Source organism: Caballeronia sp. HLA56, from assembly GCF_054655155.1.
On the sequence record NZ_BAAHOB010000002.1, the window covers coordinates 49,437 to 67,408 of the forward strand.

14 protein-coding genes are annotated in these 17,972 nt (G+C 59.1%); 7 read left to right on the forward strand and 7 right to left on the reverse strand.

All coding sequences use genetic code 11. The features are described 5' to 3' along the window. The first annotated feature begins 71 nt into the window (after positions 1 to 71). Genes murJ through ACYQ47_RS06690 form a run of 4 tightly spaced genes read left to right on the forward strand, consistent with a single transcriptional unit; the run spans position 72 to position 4,958 of the window. Positions 72 to 1,367 (forward strand): murein biosynthesis integral membrane protein MurJ, encoded by a 1,296-nt coding sequence (murJ, locus tag ACYQ47_RS06675; protein WP_244830151.1) that lies wholly within the window; start codon positions 72 to 74, stop codon positions 1,365 to 1,367. After that, the gene (locus ACYQ47_RS06680; RefSeq protein ID WP_459904875.1) at positions 1,364 to 2,542 is read left to right on the forward strand and encodes a glycosyltransferase family 4 protein; all 1,179 of its coding nucleotides are present in this window, start codon (positions 1,364 to 1,366) and stop codon (positions 2,540 to 2,542) included. Before murJ ends, ACYQ47_RS06680 begins: the two co-directional genes overlap by 4 nt. Positions 2,543 to 2,559: 17 nt before the next feature. Next, a complete protein-coding gene (locus ACYQ47_RS06685; RefSeq protein WP_459904876.1) occupies positions 2,560 to 3,741 on the forward strand; it encodes a glycosyltransferase family 4 protein in 1,182 nt (393 codons plus the stop codon). Next, positions 3,738 to 4,958 carry a glycosyltransferase gene (locus tag ACYQ47_RS06690; RefSeq protein WP_459904877.1) on the forward strand — a complete coding sequence of 407 codons (1,221 nt, stop codon included), beginning with the start codon at positions 3,738 to 3,740 and terminating at the stop codon, positions 4,956 to 4,958. Before ACYQ47_RS06685 ends, ACYQ47_RS06690 begins: the two co-directional genes overlap by 4 nt. A gap of 31 nt (positions 4,959 to 4,989) precedes the next feature. Here ACYQ47_RS06690 and ACYQ47_RS06695 read toward each other — a convergent pair whose 3' ends face one another. From ACYQ47_RS06695 to ACYQ47_RS06705, 3 genes are all read right to left on the reverse strand, one after another. Next, on the reverse strand, positions 4,990 to 5,199 hold the full coding sequence (locus ACYQ47_RS06695; protein ID WP_459904878.1) for a hypothetical protein: 210 nt from the start codon (positions 5,197 to 5,199) through the stop codon (positions 4,990 to 4,992). Between the two features lie 215 nt (positions 5,200 to 5,414). Further along, positions 5,415 to 6,566 carry a glycoside hydrolase family protein gene (locus tag ACYQ47_RS06700; RefSeq protein WP_309848110.1) on the reverse strand — a complete coding sequence of 384 codons (1,152 nt, stop codon included), beginning with the start codon at positions 6,564 to 6,566 and terminating at the stop codon, positions 5,415 to 5,417. Between the two features lie 615 nt (positions 6,567 to 7,181). Further along, positions 7,182 to 8,327 (reverse strand): GNAT family N-acetyltransferase, encoded by a 1,146-nt coding sequence (locus tag ACYQ47_RS06705; protein ID WP_459904880.1) that lies wholly within the window; start codon positions 8,325 to 8,327, stop codon positions 7,182 to 7,184. Positions 8,328 to 8,852: 525 nt separating this feature from the next. On the opposite strand from ACYQ47_RS06705, the gene ACYQ47_RS06710 reads away from it, so the two are divergent. After that, on the forward strand, positions 8,853 to 9,815 hold the full coding sequence (locus tag ACYQ47_RS06710) for a GNAT family N-acetyltransferase (protein ID WP_309958394.1): 963 nt from the start codon (positions 8,853 to 8,855) through the stop codon (positions 9,813 to 9,815). Between the two features lie 42 nt (positions 9,816 to 9,857). Here the strand turns inward: ACYQ47_RS06710 and ACYQ47_RS06715 are convergent, their stop codons facing one another. Beyond that, positions 9,858 to 10,940 (reverse strand): EpsG family protein, encoded by a 1,083-nt coding sequence (locus ACYQ47_RS06715; protein ID WP_309958393.1) that lies wholly within the window; start codon positions 10,938 to 10,940, stop codon positions 9,858 to 9,860. Between the two features lie 105 nt (positions 10,941 to 11,045). Further along, the gene (locus ACYQ47_RS06720; protein ID WP_459904881.1) at positions 11,046 to 12,101 is read right to left on the reverse strand and encodes a glycoside hydrolase family protein; all 1,056 of its coding nucleotides are present in this window, start codon (positions 12,099 to 12,101) and stop codon (positions 11,046 to 11,048) included. A gap of 659 nt (positions 12,102 to 12,760) precedes the next feature. Here ACYQ47_RS06720 and ACYQ47_RS06725 point away from each other — a divergent pair. Further along, the gene (locus ACYQ47_RS06725) at positions 12,761 to 13,885 is read left to right on the forward strand and encodes an MraY family glycosyltransferase (protein WP_459904882.1); all 1,125 of its coding nucleotides are present in this window, start codon (positions 12,761 to 12,763) and stop codon (positions 13,883 to 13,885) included. Here the strand turns inward: ACYQ47_RS06725 and ACYQ47_RS06730 are convergent, their stop codons facing one another. After that, entirely contained in the window at positions 13,886 to 14,908 is a 1,023-nt protein-coding gene (locus tag ACYQ47_RS06730; RefSeq protein ID WP_459904883.1) for a polysaccharide deacetylase family protein, read from the reverse strand. Between the two features lie 168 nt (positions 14,909 to 15,076). Next, complete coding sequence (locus ACYQ47_RS06735; RefSeq protein ID WP_459904885.1) at positions 15,077 to 16,891, reverse strand: DNA-binding protein; 1,815 nt, start codon at positions 16,889 to 16,891, stop codon at positions 15,077 to 15,079. Between the two features lie 200 nt (positions 16,892 to 17,091). Here ACYQ47_RS06735 and ACYQ47_RS06740 point away from each other — a divergent pair, with 200 nt between their 5' ends. Then, a complete protein-coding gene (locus ACYQ47_RS06740; protein WP_459904886.1) occupies positions 17,092 to 17,967 on the forward strand; it encodes a GNAT family N-acetyltransferase in 876 nt (291 codons plus the stop codon). Positions 17,968 to 17,972: the final 5 nt, after the last annotated feature.

Genomic DNA, 17,972 nt, shown 5'->3' on the forward strand with positions numbered 1-17,972 from the left:
TATCACAATTCGCCGCGTTGAGAGACCGCTTGCTGCAGCTTCATCCCGACCATCTTCGCGCTGCGCGGGGTATGTCGAGAGTGGCGGCGTTCGTGCTGATCGGGCGCTCCGCGGGCGCGTTCAAGGAGATGGTGATCGCATATCGCTACGGCATCAGCAACGTGGTCGATGCCTATCAGATCACCCTCATGCTGGTTTCGTGGCTGCCGTCGGCGTGCTCCGCCATCTTCGCCATCGTTCTGGTGCCTGCATTCGTCGATCTGCGCAAGCAATCCGCGAGCGAAGAAGCGCAATTCCTGAGCGAACTCGTTACATGGTCGGCCGTGGTGGGACTCGGTTTCACCGCGATCCTGTATCTGATCTGGCCGTACGTTCTGCGGCTCATGGCGGGCAATCTCGCCGTCGAGACGCAGGACATGGCGCATCACATGATGATGGTGATGGCGCCCATCGGCGTCCTCATCATGATGGTCACGGCCTACTCGACGCGTCTGCAATCGAGCGAGCGCCATATCGCGACCTTGCTCGACGGCCTGCCTGCCGTGATGACGCTTCTGCTCGTGCTGTTCTTTACCGGCAATAGCGCAATGCAGCCGCTCATGTACGGCACGTTGCTCGGATATGTCGCGCTGGTTCTGGTGCTGAGGCCGCTCGGCGGCAAGGTCGATAACAACTATGCGCGCTTGAGCTTCACGTTCCGCTCGCGCAAATGGCCGCCCGTCTATCACGCGGTACGCGTCTTCATGCTCGGTCAACTGGTGGTGTGCTGCACACCCGCGATCGATCAATACTTCGTCGCTCATCTGGGCGATGGCGCGGTCGCGACCCTCGGCTATGCGAACCGCGTGTTCGGTCTGATCATCAGCATGGGCGCGCTTGCCATTGCGCAGGGCACCTTGCCGGTGCTGTCCGACATTCTCGGCCGCGACGATCACAAGCGCGCGCGTCATACCGCGTTCCAATGGTCGCTTCTGATGCTCGGCGCGGGAACCGTCTGCGCGGCGATTGCATACCCGCTTGCGCCGTGGATGGTCGGCGTGCTCTTTCAGCGTGGCGCGTTCACCGCGCAGAACACGGAACTGGTCGCGGAACTCATGCGCTTTTCGCTCGTGCAGTTGCCGTTCTACTTCGCCTCGCTCGTGATGATGAACCTGTTGTCGGTCGAGGGACGTTACAAGGAGATGGCCATCATTACCGCACTGGGGTTTATCGTCAAAGTCGCAGCCAACACATTGCTCACGCGCTGGATCGGCATGCCGGGCGTGGTCGTCGCGACCGGCGTGATGCAGGCATCCGTCTTTTGCCTCTCGATGCTCTTCACGCGACGCATCCCGCCGCTGCGACCGACCGGAGGATTGGCTGCATGAACATCATGCTGTTGGTGAGCTCGATGGGCAGCGGCGGCGCCGAGCGCGTGGCCGCCACACTCGTGAATGCATGGAGCGAGCGCGGCGACAAGGTCACGCTCGTCGCCACGTATAGCCGCAAGCGCGCGTGCTTTTATGCGCTATCCGACAAGGTGCGCTTCATTCAGCTTGCGGATAGGATCACGCCCACGCGCAATAAGTTCTTCGGCTACATGCAACGGCACCGGGCGTTGCGCAAGCTGATACGCGAGACCAATCCGGACGTGGTGATCAGCTTCCTCACCAACGTGAACGTGGCGAGCATTCTCGCTTGCGCGGGTCTGCGCGTTCCGGTCATTGCATGCGAACACAACGATCCTTCCGTCGATGGCCGCACGCCGTTCTGGAAGTTCGCCACGCGCCTCGCTTATCCGCATGCGCGCGCCGTCACGGTACTGACCGACAACGTCGTTGCGCCGTTCAACGCGATGGTGCCCGGCATCAAGCACACGGCGGTAATGCCGAACCCGCTGCCCGACGAACTGTTCCACCAGCCCGCGCCAACGGCAAGCCCCGATGAACGCATGCGGCTCGTTTCGCTCGGACGGCTGCATCCGCAAAAAAACTACGGCTTATTGATCGATTCGTTCGCGGCCATCGCCCATGAATTTCCACAGTGGGATGTGTGGATCTGGGGCGAAGGAGCGGAACGCATGGCGTTGCAATCGCGAATCCAGCAGCGCGGCATGAGCGGACGCATCTTCATGCCTGGCGTCACCGACAAGCCGTGGACGGAAGTGCTGCGCTCGCAGGCCTTCGTCATGTCCTCGCGATTCGAAGGCTTTGGACTTGCGCTGGCCGAGAGCATGGCGCTCGGCGTGCCGGCAGTGGCAGTCGACTGCCCGAGCGGTCCACGCGATATCACGCGCGATGGCGAAGACGCCTTGCTCGTGCCACCTGGCGATCCCATTGCGCTCGCGCATGCATTGCGCCGCATGCTTGCCGACGAAGGTTTGCGCAAAGCGCTCTCCGTCAAGGGCGCGCAATCGGTACGCGCGCGCTATGCCGTCAGCACCATCCTGCGTGCGTGGGACGAACTCTTCGCGCGCGTGGGTATCAGCGAAACGAAAACATCGACCGGTACGGATACTGGCCTGCGTCATGCAGAAGCATCGAGCCCCGGCACGTTGAACTAGATCCTGAGAGGCAGGCGATGAACAAGGTCATTCTCTTTGCGAATACCGACTGGTATCTCTACAACTTTCGTCTTTCGCTTGCCAACCGACTTCGCGATCTTGGGCATGAAGTCATATTGCTTTCGCCGCCCGGCGAATATGGACCGCGCCTGATCGAACTCGGCTTTCGCTGGCATGCGGTGCCAATGGTCCGGCGCAGTCTCAATCCATTGCGCGAACTGAATCTCGTGCTCTGGCTCGCGCGTTTCTTTCGCGCGGAACAGGCTTCGCTCGTGCATGGCTTCACGATCAAGAGCGCGGTCTATGGGTCGCTTGCCGCGAGGCTCGCAGGCGTGCCCGCTCGCGTGAATTCGGTGGCGGGGCTGGGTTACGTTTTCACGAGCCGCGACATGAAAGCGCGCTTTTTACGGCCCGTGGTGCGCCAAGTCCTGCGTCTGGCTCTTGACGGCGAGAACTGTGCGCTGATCCTGCAAAATCCGGACGATGTAGCGATGTTCAAGAGCGCCCGTCTTGCCGATGAACAAGCCATCCACCTCATCAAAGGCTCCGGCGTGAATTGCGCGCGCTTCACGGCGCCTCCCGCCGATGCGCCTCTTTCGCACGCGCCGCTGCGCGTGCTGCTTGCGGCACGCATGCTGTGGGACAAGGGCATTGCCGAATTCATCGAGGCCGCGCGCGTGCTCAAGCGCGAGGGACGCACCATCCGCTTCATTCTTGCGGGGACGCCGGACGCGGGCAATCCCGCTTCGATCGAACAGTCGACGATAGAAGGCTGGGTGAAGGAAGGCCTCGTCGAATGGCGCGGTCATGTCAGCGACATGCCGGGTCTGTTTGCAGAAACGGATGTCATGGCGCTGCCGAGTTATCGCGAAGGCTTGCCAAAGTCCCTTATCGAAGCGGCCGCGTGCGCATTGCCGCTCATCACGACCGATGCACCCGGCTGCCGCGAAGTGGTGAGCCGCAACGGCGAAGACGGGCTCGTGGTGCCGGTGCGTAATGCAACGGCGCTGGCCGACGCCATCCGCCTGCTCGACGACGATCGTCCGCTCGCGCGCAAGCTCGGACTCGCCGCACGCGAGAAGGCGCTGCGCGAATTCGATGAAGCGATCGTCATCGACAGGACCCTTGCGGTGTATCGCGCGCTCGCGCCCGCGACATCGACGGCGAGTGCGCCCGCATCCGTCGAGATCACGCCTTGAAGATCGTTCACGTCATCACCGCATTGCCCGCGGACGGCGCGGAGATGATGCTGTATCGACTGATTCGCGCATCGCGCGGCGAAGGCGTCGAGCATGCGGTCATCTCGCTGTCGTCCGAAGACACGCTGGCGGCGCGCATTCGTGAGGCGGGCGCCGAAGTGCGCATACTCGGCATGAGCAAGAGTCTGCCGGAGCCGCGCAAGTTAGTGCAGCTCGTGCGCTGGATCGACGAACTCGAACCCGATGTCGTTCAGACCTGGCTTTATCACGGCGATCTGATGGGCGGACTCGCGGTCACGGCCGTGAGAGCATGGCGCAAGAAACGGCTGCCGCTCGCCTGGGGCATTCATCACACGGACCTTCGTTCGAGCGGTAGCAGCCGCATGACGCGCTGGGTGACGCGAGCATGCGCGCTGCTGTCAAACCACGTGCCTGATGCGATCATCTGCTGCGGCGAAGCTGCACGGCGCGCGCATGTCGAAGGCGGTTACTGCGCGAAGAAGATGATCGCGGTTCCAAACGGCTTCGAACTCGATGTCTTCAAGCCCGCGCCAGCGTCTCACATGGCATTACGCGAAAACCACGGCTTCGCTGCGGATGCGCCGGTCGTCGGCATCATGGGCCGGTATCACGCCGTCAAGGACTATCCCAACTTCATCGCGGCAGTGCGGCGTGTGCGGCAAGCGTTGCCGCAGTGCCGCTTCGTGATGGCAGGCAATGGACTCGACGATGACAACCGCGAGCTCGTCGAACTCATTCGCAGTGAAGGCGTGGCACATGCGTGCCGCTTGCTTGGACCGCTTAAGCATCCTGAAGCGCTATTGGCGGGGCTCGATGTCTTCTGTCTTTCGTCACGCAGCGAGGGATTGCCGACCGTCATCGGCGAAGCCATGGCATGCGAGACGCCATGCGTGGCGACCGACGTCGGCGATACCGCGTGGCTCATCGGGGAAACGGGAACCGTCGTGCCGCCTCGAAATGCCGATGCACTGGCGCAGGCGCTCGTCGACATGTTGATGCTGCCGCGGACGCGGCGCGCGGCGCTCGGCGTGGCGGCAAGAGAGCGAATCGACAGGGTTTTTTCGATCGAAGCCAGCTGGCGTCGCTATGAAGACATCTACTTGCGAATCAGCGAACGAAGAGGCTCAGTGGATGAAGCGTCGGCGCCAGTCGCACAGGTGTCGGCGAATGAACGACACATTGGTTCCGGTCAATAACCGCGCACCGGAAGATTTTGCACACGCTTCGTCATTTCGGATGTCCCGAACCCGGCCCGGAATGGCCCGCGCCTTTAGTCTTCAGCTCGCCCGCCTGATGCGAACGTGACCAGATGCTCGTGCGCCCTTGCTCCTCGCGCCGGCGGCGGCGCGAGGGCAGCAGTACGTCGGCAAGCGCGAGCAACGCAAGCGCGACGACAGCGAAGAAGGCGATCGTGCCAATGATGATGGCGAGATCCATTGAATCTCCAGACTTTTCCTGCGTTTTCGGAGATGGCGTTTCGTTACGCCCGATACTTTATTAGAGCACCATCCATGCCAATCGTTTTCGGCATCTCCGTCTAAAAAGCCTGGCATGGTGAAGCGCCGCGCAAAGAAAAATCGGTGCGCCAAGCACCGACACCGGGCGCGCGCTGAACGCGCGCCCTCTTTTCGACATGTTGCCTCGCTAAACGCTTAACGCGTGTAGACCATGTTGGTGACTTCGACCGTCGGACCGGCGTTGTCCCAATCGGTCTTGCTAAAGCCGAGCGCTGAATGCATATAGACCGGCGACGCACTCGTGATATGACCCGTGACCGAATGGCCGTTTAGCGCGAGGCCACCGACTTCATACGCGACGTGATTGGCGTTGTTGTCGCGATGGTTCGAGATATCGATCGAGACTACCTTGTTCACCGAACCTGGCAAGGCGCCCAGATAAATCAGAATGCCATAGCGGCAGCTGTTCGTCGTTGGGCTGATGATCTTGATGTTCTGCAGCACGGCGTTGTTGTTGTTGGGTTCGATGTCGAGGCCCGCCGAAGGCAACGTGCCGCCGATGTTTTCCCAGGTCGGCGTATCGAACGTGATATTCGCGCCACTCGTGATCGTTGCGCCCTGACGGCGGCAACCGGTCGCGTGGTGCTTCGTAATGTTGACCGTGTTGCTCGGCGTCGTCAGGCTGCGATACGAGTTGCCGATGTAGATGCCGTCGCCCCAGCAGTTGATCGTGGTCGGCGAGGTGATCGTCACGTTGGTCGAACCCGCGATGGAGATGCCCATGCCCTGGCCGCCGTCGTTCGGATCGTTGGTCGCGGAGTTGAGTTCCTTGCTGCCGTCGAGCGAGGCGTTTTCAATCTGCACGTTCTGGGCATCCCAGACGCGCAGGATCTGATAGCTGGCGACGTTGTGCGCGAGCAGCTTGATCGACGCGCCGCTTGCGAAACGCAGGTGTGAGTTCGTGCGCAGGTCGAGGCCGGCCGCATCGATACGGCTCTTGCCGGTGATCAGCAGAATCTTGCCGACTGAACCGTCGATCGCTTTCTGAAGCGCGACGCGGTCGTTGGTAGTGCCATCGCCCTTCACGCCGAAGGACGTGTCGGTGACCGTGCCGGATGTCGTCGCGGCCTGCGTCGACGAAGCGACCGCCGGTGTCGAAGCAGCTTGGGTGCTTGACGCAGAACTGGTGCCGGACGCACGGCGGCGGCGCTTGGAGACGGAATCAGCGACATCTCCTTCACCGCCGCCACCGCATGCGGCAAGTGCGAGCGATCCGGTGCTGGCCATCACCGCAGTGAGAAACTTGCGACGCGTGAAGATTCGATCGATCTGATCAGCAAATTGCATTGGAGTAACAGGAGTTTTTTTGGTCAAGGACATGAGCTCGAAGTTATCAATGGGCGTCTGACGAACAGATTCGCCGTGTCAGCTTTCGGATTGGATTTTCACGACTCGGATGGCCTCGGAAGGACCAGCAAACTCGCGCACTCGTCGGAACGGTATTAATTACCTTTAACGAAGTTAATTTCGCTTCTAATAAGGCATTAAATACCGACTACGGATCGTATGATACAGATCGTTGTATGACGAATAGAGACGAATCGTAACTATCTGTAACTGTATAACGGGGACAGGGCCGAATTTTCTGGCTCACGCAACGCGCGATCGCACGTCAGGCGGGAAATGCGCTTTTCTATTGCGCATATAATCAGATGAATAAGCAATTCTCGAATTTATTGCGAAAAACGAATTCTGTCGCAGTGAAACAACGGCTATTTATCAGATTAATGAAGGAAATTTTCCCTGAATTCTTCTAATCAGCTGATTGGAGATCTTTCAGCAAAATCTCTGATTTTCGTGTTTAGCTTGTTTCCCGCAACGCTGAGCGCACGGAATTAAACAAGCTTGATCGGTCATTCTCAAGCCGCGCTGAATTGTGAACAGATTCGCTTCTAGGCCTTTCTACGCCTGTTCTTTGCCCAAGGATTTTTCTGGCCGAACGTTCGAACGCCAGACATTAACGCTCGCTTTCTTAAGCATTCGTTGTGCGCCAGAAATGGCGAATGCCACGCGTCCCCAGTTCGTTTGCGCAAGTTGCAGACTGCAAACCATTGCGGTATTGCCCCGGCTCCAGTACGGCTTGAACGTTTCTGCGCCGATGCCGAGGTCGAAATCCAGACGCTGCTCGATTGCCCACCGAACCCATGCCTCGGTTGAAACCGCGCCGGGTGCGAATTTCCCAAAGCGCTTATCGAAACTCGCAATCAGACCGATCATGCTCTTTGCGCCGAGACCGATCATGTTCACGGCGAGAATCTCGCCATCGAGTTTCAGGACCATGAGCTTTGCACATGCGAGGGGATGACAATGATTCAGCAGCTCGATTAGATAATTGCGGAAGGTTTCCTCCCACAGCCAACTGCCCTTCTTGTCGACGCGTTCGCCCCACTCGCGCTTTCTCGCCAGCATCCAGTCGACCATGCGCGCGTTCTCTTCACGGTCGTGCGGGCCGAGAATACACACCTCGAACTTGCCTTCGCGGTCGAGTCGTTCACGCAACTGGCCGGGTCGCTTGCCCGAAAGCTTGCCCAAGCCAATGACGAATTCATCCCAACAATTCACTTCCGAAAGTTTAGCCACGGCATAGGGATGTTCCTTGGCGAGCATGATCCCCGGATGCTCCGCAGCGAGCCGATACAACTCGCTTTTGCAATCGACATACGGAAGCAAAACAATATCGCCCTTCCCTAGGTCACGCGCCGCCTGCCAGATCGATTGCGACAGATCCGGCGATGCATACGCTGGATCGGTCAGCACGGTCGTATAGTCTGCCGATTCAGAGCTAAGTGGCCGAAGCACGTTCCAGAGACGATTGCGCGAACGCACGAGCGGCCAAATGGCGACGATACGTTCCTTGCGCCGCGCAGTAATGATGCAAAGTGACCGTCCCGCAGGTTTGGCGACATGACGCCAAACCAATGAGCAGACCGCAAACGATTCATGATGCCGCCCGTCGGCGAGCGTCCACAGTTCATCCCATTCTTTATGCAGCGCTTCGAATTCGTCAGGACTTTTAATCAGATCGATCACATATTTGGCCGTATTCATCGGGCAGCTCCGGCATCGTTATTCGAGGTCCGCTTGATCATGGATCTGCAACCGCACAAGCGTGCCCTCATAGCGCGCACTTAAGCACAAGCTTGGCTCTCCTTCGAGTCAAGATCTTGCATCGAATAGCAAACTGCCCAACGTGCGATGGCGTACAGTGGTGCATGCGATTGGTCTTTACGCTCCAGTAAGTTCCTATACAGGGTCGCGCAGGAGACGGCGCGACTTCGTCTCGATAGAACGCACATCCTCATGCTGTCACCGGTCCGCGACAAGCGGCCTGCAACACGGCGCTTCATCTGCGAGGCGGCCCGGTGCAATCGTCCATCTTTGGCGGCGAACGGGATGATCAAAGCGACATACACACAAAGCGAACGGCTTTCATGAACCGAGTTGTGAGGGACAATGGATAACGAATGCTATTCAGTAAGCTCTTCACCTATCGAGCCAAGCTCAAAACCGGTTAAAAAGAAAATCAGGGAAAACGTCAAGAACGATTCGAGCACCACTAAAGCAGAAGGCATCGTGGAGCGCTCCATCTTTCATGAGCCCTGGTGGCTTGAAGCGGCGACCGACGGTAAATGGGGCATTGCTGAAGTAAAGCAGGGCGATGTCGTCATTGGGGAAATGCCTTATATGTTCGAGCGTAAAGGCATCTGGCGCATATCCGTGCTGCCGCCTTTGACGCGCACGCTTGGCCCTGTCATCAAACCGCAACGTTTAGGTAGTGGCGAGCGCGAATGGTGTTATCGAATGGACATCACGAATCAGCTCGTCTCGAAGATTCCGGCGTGTGCGCATTTTCATCAATTGATGGACACGCGTATGTCGCAAGCCGAAGCTATTGCATTTTCGCTGCATGGCTTCGATGTCTCCATAGGCTATACGCTCGAGTTGCCGGCTGATCGAAGCGAAGCCGAGGCATGGTCGGCGCTACGGCGCAATACACGCAATTGGCTGCGTCGCGCCACCGAACGGCTTACCGTGCGCGAAATAAACAGCCCCGACGCCTTCACGGATTTCTACGACGCCAACCTCGCCGTGCGCAAACGCAATAACGTGTACGGCTCGCAGATCATGCGCCGCGTGCTCGGCGAAGTCATCAAGCGCAATGCAGGTGTCATGCTTGGCGCATTCGACGAGAACGGCCATCTCGTCGCCGAGACCGCACTCGTGTGGGATACGCGTGCCGTGTACTACCTGCTGTCATCGCGCGCGGCGGATGCACACGGCGGCGCAATAAGTCTTCTGATTTGGGAAGGCGCGCGCGTGGCGCGAGAACGCAAACTCATTTTTGATTTCGACGGCATTTCCACCGCTACCATTCTCGACTTTCTATCGGGCTTCGGAGGACGCCTTGTAACGCGCTATGAAATTGAACGCATGCGCGCGGATTACGGCGCCCTGCGCACCGTACTAAGAGGCGAGAAGATGGCAATCCGCACTGGCGCGCGACGCTTGCGCAAGGCAACGCTCGATAAAACGTGAATCATGCAGGCGAATGACCGCGCCATTGCTTGCCATGCGCGGTCATAGGCCGAGAAAATACGCGTACACGCCCTCGTAATAGCTCTTGATGATTTCCGCAGTCAGCACCAGCAATATTCCCACGGTCCACCAGCATACGAAGCGATTCTTGAAGCGCGTCTGCCCGACGAGAAACGGCAGCAGCAAGGGCACGCAATACCATACGCGCCCTTTGCCGAAGGGAAACAGCAGGAAGGCAAGCACCAGATAAAGCACGAGCGCGACGTCCATGAAACAGATGTCGCGCCATGCCTGAGCTTTGCCCGCCTGCTTCGTTTTCCATTCCGTATAAAGCATGACAAGTGCCGCCGTCATATAAACCACGAGGAGAATCACCAGTTTGATGGTGAAATCGTTCTGGTAGCCCGCATATTCGTCGATACGACGGCCGCCAAAGTTCTTGAAGAGAAAGCCCGCCGACGAAACAAGCACGACCGCCACCGCCGAAGCGCTTCCCAACGCGAGCCATCTGCGATTGCCCCATGGACGCATTGCGATAAGCAGGAGCGCGGGCACCGCGAACGTGGTGTGAATAAAACTTGCGAGCAGCCATCCCGTTACGGGTCTTTGATAGCGCAAGGACACGAGCATGGCGATAGAGAACGCCATCCCCTGGCGAATCTGAAATAGTCCGACAGTGGCGAGCGCCATCGGCACGACACACCAGAGCACGAGACCCAGCAATGGCCGGCGTACTTCCAGAAGCGCAATGAAGATCAGCGCGTTGAGCAGCACCACCGTAAGTCGCACACCGGCATCGGGTGTAAAGCCCAATGCGTTCAAACCGACGACCCAAGCGCGCCAACCGAATTCCTCGGTGATCGTGCTGATGACGAAACTAACCGTGGATTTGCGTTCCTCGTAAGTATTGAGGAACCAGTCCCACGTGGTCTTGCGGAAGTATTCGAGGTAATTGTCCTGGTCGAGCAACGTCGGCACATTGCGTACGCCCGTCGCCATCACATACAGGACGACGAGCGCGAGAATGATGAACAGCAAGCCATTCGGCGTCGCCAGATAGGAATGAGCACGCGCGCGAGGACGGGAAGGAGAAACGCTTCGCGCTTCCATTGCTCTTGCTCTCATCTAGGAATTCCCTTGCTAGCGCGATTCTGATGATATTGGCGACAACCCGCTGAGGGTGTCGTGAGTACATGCGACCCGTCTGTACGTTGTCGCACAGCATGTGGCTTAACGGATGAGGCGTAACCCGGACACGACGATAGCCGGCCCGCGCTTATCGTAGTCGACGCTTTCGACTGAGGCTAGCCGCGAATTCACCCATACCGGCGAGACATTCGTCACGCTACCTTTCACCGTCCATCCTTTAGTGTCGAGACCGGATACGCTAAAGGCATTGTCGGAAGAAGATTCATCGCGCTGTCCGCTTATTTCTATGCTTACGGTCTTAGGCTTGGGGCCGGGCAATTCCGCGAGATAAACGAGAATGCCGATACTGCATCGGCGCGTAAGCGGATCTACGATGCGAATGTCTTCGAGCACGTCTCGATTGGAGTTCGGTTCGATATCGATGCCTGCCGAAGGCGCTGTTCCACCGATGTCTTCCCACACACCACGTTCGATCAGCACGTTCATTCCACTGATGAGCGACACACCCTGACGCCTGCACGCACGCGCATGATGATCGCGGACGACGATATTGCGGGATCGTCGCGTCGCCCGTTCATAACTATTGGCGATGTAAAGGCCATCGCCCCAACAGCCGATCGTCGTGGCCGAGCTTATCGTGACATTCGTGCTCCCCGCGATGGAAATGCCCATACCGTAGCCACCGTCGTGTGTTTCGGGCGGCGCTGCGTTGAGCTCCTTGCTGCCATCCAGCGTCGCATTTTCCAGCAGCACGTTATCCGCATCCCAGATACGGATCATCTGATAGGAAGGCGTGTCGTGAGGCAACAGCTTGATCGATGCGCCATCCGCAAAACGCAGATGCGTACTGCTGTGCAGATCCAGACCTCGCGTATCCATTCGACACCGACCTTCTATCAACAAGGTCTTGCCGACGGTACTGTCTATCGCGGCCTGAAGACGCGCGCGGTCATTGCTTTTACCGTCGCCTATCACACCGAACGTGCTTGCCCGTATAAGCTCAGTCGAATCATTTGTTTGCGCATGCGCGCGATGCGGCGCAAGGGTTTGCACCAATGCGCACGATGCAAAAACCTTTAATGCAGTTCTTCTATCGAGCATATTGTAATGGTTCAACGCGTTGAATAAAGCATTCACGGGATGGACCCGCATCGCGACTCACATCTTCGACTCTGAAGACCTTTAGGTCTATTGTCACGCCTGACGCGCGTCTTAGCGGTGGCCAATCAAGCGCTCCGATCCAAAGGTTTTCATCGGACGAGAGATCTTCGACGACCTTGCACGCGGGTCACGCCCACCGCTATTTCATTCGTTGCTAGTCCAATTGAAAGCCAAACTGCTTCGCTCGTATCAACGATCAGTGTCAGCATTTCGCTAACGCTTTGCCACAGGCTTGACTCGATAATGTTCAACAATGCTTAGAGCACAAAAGTCGTCTTCGAAGCGCTAGCAAATTTGAATCGATACGCGGTCTAGCCCACATTTCATCTTCAAAAAAAGATGCTCACTTCGCTGCACTCCGCGAGATGATATTTGGACTCCGAAAGGCATTTAATGATGGGGGTTTCCCTAATTAATCAGTAAATACGGCAAAAAGCAAATGGCTTGATGAAATAGCCGTTAGCCGTAAGCGCGATGTACCGCCTTGTCATCTCATTCCGTTGCTTTTCGTTTTTCAGTTTCGTCGATGTTGCGCCGCTTACTTCCTGGACTATCTGCATGCTTCGGTCTCGCCGAACGATAGTTCGTCCTCACTGAAATTAACGACCGTCCGCGTTTAAGACGAGCATAAGACAATGCTAAACCTCGCTCTCGGTTGCCTGACTTCGTTTTGTCTGACTCTTTGGATCGTGCGTTATGCGAGTCATGCGGGATCGCATTTACTCGACACCGACCTCAATGGAGTGCAGAAGAATCATGCGGTCCCCGTGCCACGCGTGGGCGGTGCGGCCATCGTCGGCGGAACGGCAATCACGTTCATGATGGGCGGCCTATTCGGTGCGAATCCACGAGGCGAGTCGATGCTGTTATTGGCGTGCGCCGCTTTACCGTTCCTGGCCGGCTGTCTCGAAGACCTGACCAAGCATGTAAGCCCGCGTGCGCGTCTGCTCGCGGCCATGGCAGGGTCGATCGGTGGCGTCTATGCGTTGCATGCGGTATTGGTTCGCGTGGATCTGCCGGTGGTCGATCACGGGCTTCAACTCATGCCGCTTGCGGTCGGCCTCACCGTGCTGACCGTGTCGGGGCTCACGAACGCAATCAATCTCATCGACGGCATGAATGGCCTCGCATCGGTCTCGTCCATCCTGATCTTCGCTTCGATAGGTTTCGTCGCGCATCAAGTCGGCGACTGGCTGGTCATGAGCGTCGCGTTGACCATGATCGGCACCATCCTTGGCTTCGTCGTATGGAATTATCCAGGCGCCCACATTTTCCTGGGCGATGGCGGTGCATACTTTATCGGCTTCGTCATGGCCGAATTGCTCGTGCTGCTGATCGCGCGGCATCCTTCCGTGTCGGCGTGGTATGCGGCTGTCGTCGCCATCTATCCGCTCTTCGAAACCGTGTTCTCAATCTATCGCCGCAAGTTCGTGCGAGGCCGACCCGTGAGCGAACCGGATGGCGTGCACCTTCACACGCTCATTTACAAGCGTATTGCACTCAAAGGATCGGACTATAGCGATGTGCGTCAGCGTGCGCGCCGCAATGGCCGCACATCGCCTTATCTGTGGGTGTTGTGCGCGGTGGGCGTCGCGCCCGCAACGGTGTTCTGGGACCGGCCGCTTGCGCTTTTCGTCACCGGCGCGATGTTCATCGCGGTCTACGTATGGTTCTATGCAAGCATCGTGCGTTTCAGGACGCCGCGTTTTCTCACCGCGCATTCGGCGATTGCTCCGACCGCCTCCGAAACCCGCCGTTGATCACGCAGGCTCGGCGGCAGGCAAGCTTGTTTGATCGACCAATCGCGTGGCCGCCAGCTCGCTAAGCTCCTCCATGTTGAGCGAAGCGAAGCCGTGGCGTTCGCGCAGCAGAACATAGTGCTTGGCAATGCGCTCAAGAAACGCGATGTTCTGCGCGGTATTGCGGCCGAAGTTATGCGGATGCCACCAGAGGTGATAAAGGCGCTTGTTGAGCGCCGCATCGGTCATGGCATTTTTTATTCGTCCAAGGCGCAAGCCATCGAGCATTGCCCATTTGCTTGAATAAGGCCTCAGAAAACTGCTTGCCGGAAAATTGAAAGGCGCGCTTTCGAAGCATGATTCGAGCGCATGGGTATTGTGTCCGGACACGTTCATATAAGCATCGAGCAAACGCGTTGCGCGGCGCAGATAGCCTTGCCCTGCCTTGTCGGAGGCCGCATAAGCGTGACCGCCTTGTGTTCCGCGATAACACACGATGCCATGCCGCGCGAGCGCCGCAAGGTAATCTTCATTGCACTGGTTGCGCGGAAATACGATGCTCTTCAACCGGAAGCCTGCGCGCCTGGCAACCTCCGTGGCGCATTCGATATCCGCTTCGAATTCGCGTAAGCCCTGACCTTGTTCTAGACAGTAGTAATGCGAATAGGTGTGCGTGCCGATAGCCTGACCAGGCTGCTCCGCAATGCGTTCGACGAGTTCGGGCGCGAAGTGATAAAGCGGATCGAGCGCCTGGCCTGCATCGATATATTCATAAGGGGAAATGCCTGCGCGCACGTAATTCGGCCGCAGGGAAGGCGGCGGTAAAGCCGCGCGAAGTTCATCCGCATTGCGATGAAAAAGAAAGCCTACCGTGGCCCATGTCGCATGAATGCCGTTTGCGGCAAAGACATCGAGCATGCGCGGAATGGCCTCGCGCACGCCGCGCAGGTTCGCGCCATAGCTCTCGATGGTACGCATCTCGCGCACGCCCCAGAGCAATTCGAAGTCAAGCGAGACCGTGAACACCCCATGGTCGAATGTCATGAAGCGGCTTTTCGTCGTGGAAGAGAAATGAATCAGGCGAACGATGCTTGATGCATGCGCATGTTCGCTGATTTCCCCGCCGACGATGGTGGGCTACCGCACTTAGACGAAGCGGGCCATCGACGATGGCCCGCTTGACGTTCTCACCGAGTCCCGCTTGATTAACGCCTACTCTTCGATCTTCGAAATCGCCGAAGTAGCCGGGTCATAACGATAGCCCTTCTGCGCAAGCTGCTGGACCATCTTGTCGCCGATTACCCTTTGCTGCGCTTCACGCAACACGAGTTCATGGTCCGGCTTGAGCCGTTCGAGTTCCAGCGCAAGCCGGCGCATGAGCGCGACTTCGCCGGTGCTGCGTGCATCGATGAAGAGCAGTTTCTCGTTTGCGCCGTCGAGCCGCTGCTTCAGGTCCTTGGCATAACTGACCCATTCTTCGGCCTGCGTGCGCAGCTTGTCGTAGGCCTTCGTATGATCCTTGGCTTGTGTCGTGATCTGCCGTTGCAAAGCGGCGATCTCGCCTTCCACCGCGACGCCGCGTGCCTCAAGTTCCATGCGCTGCGAGGCGTGAGTGCTTCTTGCATCGGCTTCGCGTTGTTCCTGTTCGGCCAAACGCTCCTGCAGCAACGCCGCCTGCTGTTCGGCATTTTCCGCGCGTTCGCGGGCAGCGGCGGCATCTTGCGCGCGCTGGGCGGCGTCGGCGCTTGCCGCGTCCTTTTGCTCGTTCAACGCGCTGATCTGCGAACGCGCCGCTTCGAGTTCTCGTGCAACACGCTGAAGCTCGCCGGACTGCGCCGTGGCTTCATCGTGCTTGGCGGCGTGAGCCTGTTGCAACTCGTTTAGCGCACCGCGTGCCGCGTCGAGTTCGACTTCGAGTTCCGCGATACGCGCAAAACGCTCGTTCGCTTGCTGCTCGACCGCCGCCACGCGTTCAGCGGTAACGCCCGCTTCATGCGCGTAGCGTTGCGCTTCATCGGATTTCGCCTGGCTTTCATGCTGCAGCGCCTCGGCTCTTTGACGCGCCTCGTCGCGTTGTCGAACGAGGCTGGCAATCTCGTCGTCCTTGCTCGCGACATGCGCGCTCAGCGCTTCATGCGCCTGCCGCACGTCGTCGCGCTCGCTCACGAAGCGCGCGATCTCCTCGTCCTTTTGCGAGACGGCCGCGTGCAAGGCATCGTTGTGCTCCTGGACGATGCGCGCGATCTCCTCGTGCTTGCCGACTGTCGCCGCGTTCAACGCGTCGTCGCGTTCGCGGACGATTCGCGCAATCTCGTCGTCCTTCGCCGCGACGGATGCCGTGAGTGCCTCATGCGCATGGCGCGCTTCGTCCCGCTCCCGCGCGATTCGGGCGAGCTCGTCATTCTTATCCGAGATCGACGCGGCCAACGCTTCCTGCGAACGCTGCGCTTCCTCGAAGGAGGCGATCGCCGCTGCAAGCCTGCCCTGCTCCATCGATTCCCGCTGCGTCAGTTCCTCGACGCGCCGTTCGGCGGTCTCGGCGCGGGCGCTTACATCGGCAAGCGCACTGCGCAGATGTTCGACCGTCTGTTCCGAAGCCTGTAACGCCTGCGCCAGATTGTTGCGCTGCTGGCGCTCGCGGCCGGCTTCCTCGTCGGCCTGCTGGAAACCGGCGAGCGCTTCGTCGCGTTCCGCGAGCGTGGCCGTAAGCCGCTGATCCAGCGTGCGTAATTGCGGTTGGAAGCGTTGCCCGGCCTGCTGATGCGCGCCCGCCCAAAGCTGATGCGCCGCGTTCAGAAGCGTCTCGGCGACGCCTTGCGGCAAGCTCGCTTCGTCGTCGACGGGTGTGGGCGCGGCTTGCGGCTCCTGTGCCGCTTTCCAGCGCTGCAACGCGTTTGCCACCTCGATGATGGAGCCGCTGCGGATTTCGTTCCAGACGGTCAATGGCGACAACTCGCGGCCTTCTCCGCTCAACCGTTGCGCGATCGATGCGACCTGTTGATCCGTAATGGTGCTTGACTCTGACATGTGCCCCTCAACACTGTATTTGCCTGATAAAACATCGACTGGCGTAACGTTACTACGTTCGCCGCGAGATCCGTCATTTTCCGTGCACGGCGCGGCGCCTGCCATCGCGCGAAGCCGCGCTCGCGGCGCAGCAGGATCGTCCTAGCCCGGGTCGTTCGCGGCTGTCAAAGTAGCATGCGTCCCCGTCCCTGGAGTGCGCCGTGTCCGTTGCCGAAATACGCTCAACCATTCTGTACCGACCCTTCGAAGCCCGCGACATCGACGCCGCGCATGCGCTGTCGGTCGAAGTGAAATGGCCGCACCGCGCCGACGACTGGCGCTTCGTTCTCGACGCTGGCGCCGGCTTCATCGCGCAGGAAGGCGAGCGCGTGGTCGGCACCGCCCTCTACTGGAAGTTCGGCGAGGATGCCGGCTCGCTCGGCATGGTCATCGTCGCGCCCGACCGGCAAGGGCACGGCATCGGGCGAAAGCTGATGGAACTGCTGCTCGATGCGCTCGGCTCCCGCGTCACCCTCCTGCACGCGACGCCCGCCGGACAGCCGCTCTACGCCAAACTCGGTTTCGAGCCAATCGGCACCTTGCATCAACATCAATCGGCCGATTTTCGCGCACCCGCCATTTTGCTGCAGGCCGGTGAAAGCCTGCGTCCGCTCGAATCCGCCGATACGCCGCGCCTCGCCGAACTGGCATCGCGCGCGGCCGGTGTGGATCGCGGCGCGATTCTGCAGCAACTGCTCGGCGTGGCGCAAGGCGTCGCGCTGGAATCCGCCGGCGAGATCGTCGGCTTCGCGCTGATGCGGCCATTCGGGCGCGGCCACGCCATCGGTCCGGTCATCGCCACGGGCGAAGGTCAGGAACGGTTGCAGCGCGCGCAGGCGCTGATTGCACATTGGCTTGCCGCCAACGAAGGCGCCTTTACCCGCATGGATACGCCGGGCGACAGCGGCCTCACGCCGTGGCTCGAAGAACTCGGTCTCAGGCAGGTCGATGCGGTCGTCAAGATGGCGCGCAATGGTGCGCCGCGGCCGGACGCGTCGGTGGGCCAGTTCGGCATCGTCAATCAGGCAGTAGGTTGAATACG